At 61.1% G+C, this 2736-nt stretch carries 2 protein-coding genes; one reads left to right on the forward strand and one right to left on the reverse strand.

All coding sequences use genetic code 11. The features are described 5' to 3' along the window. Positions 1-1436, reverse strand: a 1436-nt coding sequence (locus Q8R73_RS21330; RefSeq protein ID WP_305721526.1) for an NAD(P)H-dependent oxidoreductase, incomplete at its 3' end; no start/stop codon positions are given. A gap of 9 nt (positions 1437-1445) precedes the next feature. On the opposite strand from Q8R73_RS21330, the gene Q8R73_RS21335 reads away from it, so the two are divergent. After that, a partial coding sequence (locus Q8R73_RS21335; protein WP_305721527.1) for a hydantoinase B/oxoprolinase family protein occupies positions 1446-2736 on the forward strand: 1291 nt, incomplete at its 3' end.

Here is a 2736-nt window from a genome sequence, read left to right on the forward strand (position 1 = left end):
TGCCGTATCATCGAGGTCGCCATACGAATGTGCAGGTTCTGGCGAGCTTCGATATGGCTGACCACGAAGGGGGCCACAAGCAAGTCCTCGAAAAGGTAGTTGTCGCGCCGAAGATACCGGGTTCGTTCGATGAACTGCTGATAGACTGATTTTATCGCAGTGCGATTTTCGGGGCTGTAGGCTGCAATTAGAATGGCATCTGCATCAAGCAGATCGACATGATGCTTGACGAAAAAATCATCGGCCGATGTGATGATGCAACGGTATTCACTGGCGTCGCCCAAGTGGGTTGGGCAGACCTCGCAAGCAATACACCGAACGACCTCATGGTTCACGGCGTCGAATATCCGCACGTTTACCGACGGGTCACGATCATGAATCTCCTTCGCCCAATTCTGAAAATACCGATGGCCTCTTCCGTCTTCGCTGTCCTGAACCAGCCAGAGATGGATCGAAAGCTTGTCGGTGAGTGCCGCGCCATTTCGGTGCAGCGACTTCATAAGCGCAGTGCGCGCCACCCTTCGTCCCGTTCCAATGCACGTCTCAAGCCCGTATTGGTCCGATGCAAAGGTGCCGACGTCCCCCGCTTTCGCGGTTCCGCCGTACTGAGCCGTTGTTTCGTGGCCATTGCCGACCGCCAGGAAGCCCATGTTGAGCATGTCGAGCATCTGGTAGATTAGCGTCGTTTCCTGGCCACCATTTCTCTTGGCCCCCACGGCGAGCCCGCCGTAAATCTTTCCGGCCATGTCTTGCTTCAGGCTCGAATCGGAGGCGATAAATTCGAACAGTCCCTGCACCAGCGAACCCCGGTCTCCGAAATAAACCGGACTCGAAACAATGATGCCGTCGGCAGCGCGAAGCGCCGCGGCCAGCCGCGCCGCCTCGCGAACGGGTCCGTTCGGAGGGAAATGCTCTGCAAGGGCAATGTGCGATATCTGCGTGCCAGCCCGATGAGCGGCCCACAGTGCCGCTGCGGTGGCGGCTTCGGAATTGCTCAGTCCTCGCTCGAACCTTCGCTTTTGCAAGGCGCGGTACACTTCATCAAACGGACTACCGCTTGTGAGACCGGCCTCGAGAAAATCATCAGCTCTGATTTTCGTCTGGGTAACAAGATAGGCCGTCAGGTCTTTCTCGGATTCGATCCCCTCAAGCTCTTTCGTCAAGGATCGGCTGCCCAGGCGGAACCGAGCATTTCTTAGGCTGCCGCTAAGCCCGAGGATGGAAATTTTCGACATTTCAGCGCCCCAGAATAGGCATTGCCCGACTACCCTCCGCTTACCTGCTTTTACCGGTCGACGCAACTTGACCAACGGGCCTTGGGTGGCCAGCAATCCGCTGGATGAACGTATAGGCAGCGTCGCGCTCGAAGCGTCGGCTTCCTTCGCCGAGGCGCTGCCCGACCGGCGTCCCTTGATCCCGCCGCCGGTTTTTGCCAACAAGCGTCCATGTCCAGCAAGATCGATCCCATCACGCGATCCGTGGTTCAGCACCGCCTGAGCTCGATCGTGAAGGAAATGGGCGAAGCCATGCTTCGCACCACCTATTCGCAGATCCTGAATTCCAGCCGCGATTTTTCGCTGGCGATCTGTGACACAAGCAGCCGCCTGATCGCACAGGCGGATCATCTCCCGGTCCATGTCGGCGCGCTGCCCTGGGCGACGCGGGTGATCGAGGACCGGTTCAGGGACGTCGTGCCAGGCGACGTGTTTCTGCTCAACGATCCCTATCACGGCGGCAGCCATCTGCCCGATCTCACGGTTTTCGTGCCGGTGTTCGCCGGCGACAGGCGCCTGCTCTGGACCATCGTTCGTGCCCATTTCAGCGATATCGGCGGCGCTACCCACGGCGCCTACAATCCCGGCGCCACCGAGATCTGGCAGGAGGGGCTGCGCGTCCCGCCGATCCGGCTCTCCGAGGCCGGCCGGCCGCGCGAGGACCTGCTCGATCTGCTGGCGCTGAACGTGCGCAACCCGCGCGAGTTTCGCGGCGACCTGGCGGCGATGCTGGGAGCGGCCCATCTCGGCGAGCGCCGCGTCTCGAAACTGTTCAGCGAGTTCGGCGCGCCGGTGGTCGAAGCCGCCATCGAGGCGATCCTCGATGCCACCGAGCAGCAGACCCGCGCGGTGGTCTCGACCTGGAAGGATGGCGTGTTCCTTGGCGAGGCGTTTCTCGACGATGACGGCCATGGCCGCAGCGATATCCGGATCGCCGCAAAAGTGACCAAGAGGGGCAGCGACATCGAGGTCGATCTGTCGGACTCCGATCCGCAGTCGACCAGTTTCGTCAATTCCTCGCATGCCAACATGCAGGCGGCGGTGGCGATGGCTTTTTCCTATCTGATCGACGCCGAAATCCCCAAGAACACCGGCGCGTTGCGGCCGTTGAAGGTGATCGCCAAACAGGGGACCATCGTCTGGGCCGATCCCGGCCGTCCGGTGACTTTGTGCACCAGTCATCCCTCCAATGAAATCGTGGAAGCCATCGTCAAGGCGTTGTCGGCGTCCTGTCCGGATCGTGCCATGGCGGGCTGGAGCCGCCGGTTCCGGATCGCGATCCAGGGCGAGGATCCGCGCACGGGAAAGAATTTCATCTGGCATCTGTTTCAGGCGCGCCCCGGCGGCGGCGCCTCCGCCGGCGGCGATGGGTATTCGTCGATTGGCGAATGGCACAGCGTCGGCGGCCTCAAAGTCGGCAGCCTCGAGGTCGCGGAGGTGCGTTTCCCGCTGCACTTTCGCC

It is taken from the genome of Bradyrhizobium sp. (assembly GCF_030697065.1).
In the GTDB taxonomy this organism is placed as follows: Bacteria; Pseudomonadota; Alphaproteobacteria; order Rhizobiales; family Xanthobacteraceae; genus Bradyrhizobium.